This is a genomic window from Companilactobacillus halodurans (assembly GCF_009600985.1).
Taxonomy (GTDB): Bacteria; Bacillota; Bacilli; order Lactobacillales; family Lactobacillaceae; genus Companilactobacillus; species Companilactobacillus halodurans.
Genome location: NZ_VDFP01000091.1, coordinates 1 through 1,742 on the forward strand (window position 1 = coordinate 1; position 1,742 = coordinate 1,742).

At 36.3% G+C, this 1,742-nt stretch carries 3 protein-coding genes; all 3 read left to right on the forward strand.

Annotated elements, in window-relative coordinates:
• On the forward strand, nt 1-605 hold a 605-nt coding region (locus FHL06_RS12670; protein ID WP_475392984.1), incomplete at its 5' end, for a uroporphyrinogen decarboxylase/cobalamine-independent methonine synthase family protein.
• Nucleotides 606-842: 237 nt separating this feature from the next.
• Nucleotides 843-1,226, forward strand: a complete 384-nt coding sequence (locus FHL06_RS12675) for a YxeA family protein (RefSeq protein WP_153386943.1) — start codon at nt 843-845, stop codon at nt 1,224-1,226.
• Between the two features lie 46 nt (nt 1,227-1,272).
• A complete protein-coding gene (locus FHL06_RS12680; protein WP_153386945.1) occupies nt 1,273-1,653 on the forward strand; it encodes a DUF1093 domain-containing protein in 381 nt (126 codons plus the stop codon).
• The last annotated feature ends 89 nt before the right edge of the window (nt 1,654-1,742 follow it).

Below are 1,742 nucleotides of genomic sequence, written 5' to 3' on the forward strand. Positions count from 1 at the left end.
TTGAAAAAGCTTATCACGATATTATCATTGCTTTCTACAATGAAGGCGCAAGAGTAATTCAATTAGATGACTGTTCATGGGGATTATTCTTAGATGATAATTTCTTGGCTACTCCAGACGGTAAAGCTTATGCCGAATCAGGAATTCAAGATATCTTGTTGGACCTTAATAACAAAGCCAGCGAAAATTTGCCAGAAGATCTAACTATCAACACTCATGTTTGCCGTGGTAATTACCATTCAGACTTTGCTTTCTCTGGTGGTTACGGTCCAGTTGCTGCTACACTTTTTGCCAAAGAAAATGTCGATACTTACTTCCTAGAATATGATTCTAAGCGTGCTGGCGGTTTTGAACCATTAGCCAAGGTATCTGGCGATAAAAAAGTTGTTTTAGGTCTAGTAACTTCTAAATCTGGTGAACTTGAAGATCGTCAAGAAGTCATCGACCGTATCAAAGAAGCTAGTCAATATCTTCCTTTGGATCGCCTTTGGTTATCAACCCAATGTGGTTTCGCCTCTACTGAAGAAGGTAACGTTTTGACCGAACAACAAGAATGGGACAAACTAAAACTAGTTAAATCTATTCAAGATGAGGTTTGGGGTTAATAATCGTTGATAACGCTTTCACCAAGAACTATAATATAGGTAGAAATAAAGTTTATAGATGTTGGAGGCGTTGAACTATGATGAAACTTATAGCAGACTTATTCAACAGAATTGTAGACTACACACTTAATTTTGATTGGTGGTAAAACAGCTTACAAATCTGTAAGAGTAATGTAAGTAAATCAAATGTATAAAAAAAGCAAAAACTCTTAATATACTTTTCAGGAGGTAATTCAAATGAGAAGTTTTTTAAGAGTTTTTTTGTTGGGCGTTGTAATTTTAGGAATGGGCTACTTAGGTGTTTGTGCCTATGCCAAGGATAATACTAGTCAGGCTGCACAGTCATTTAACGCTATGAATGTTTTGGTCAAACGTGAGCCCAAATATGTCAAAATTGATAATCGTAATGCCAAAGACGAGGACGGCTATGGCAATTACACATACGATCTTAAGAGTTACGATGACAACGGTCATGAGCATCCTATAAAATTCATGGGCATGGGTAAGTTGAAACAAGGTCACTACCTAAGACTTGATACTAAAGGTAGCTATGTTTATTCATACAAAGAAGTCTTTAAAAAAGATATGCCTAGCGATGTTTATACTAAATTAAATCTATAATCTGGGGCCGATAAGGCTCTTTTTTTATACAATCTGGAGAAAAATTATGAAAAAATTTATTAACGTTTTATTTATGGGATTAGTTGTCCTCGGATTAGGCTATTATATGGCCGGCTCCTACTTGAAAGATAAAAATACAGAATTTGCGCAATCTTTCAACCGATACAATTTGTTAGCCAAACGTGATCCTAAATTCATCCAAGTCGATTATGATGATGCGAACAAAGAAAACGACGGCAGCTACACTTTTTACGCTGATGCTTACGACCGTCAGGGTCACTGGCACGAGATTGATGTACACTCTAATGATGATTTAGACGACGGTCAATTGCTGAAACTTGATACTAAAGGTAGCTATGTCAAAGGATATCAAGTCATAAATCCGGACGACTTACCTTTCAAACTCTATCGTCTTTTCATGAATTAACCACGGCGACGTGTTGACCATCCTAACTTTGATAACTAAACTTAATAAGTTACTACTTTTTAGTTAGGAGTACTAAGCATGTCGAAACA

What these genes read in the sequence shown, in the direction of transcription:
- FHL06_RS12675 (WP_153386943.1), top strand. Translation starts at nt 843, where the DNA reads ATGAGAAGTTTTTTAAGAGTTTTTTTGTTGGGCGTTGTAATTTTAGGA.
- FHL06_RS12680 (WP_153386945.1), top strand. Translation starts at nt 1,273, where the DNA reads ATGAAAAAATTTATTAACGTTTTATTTATGGGATTAGTTGTCCTCGGA.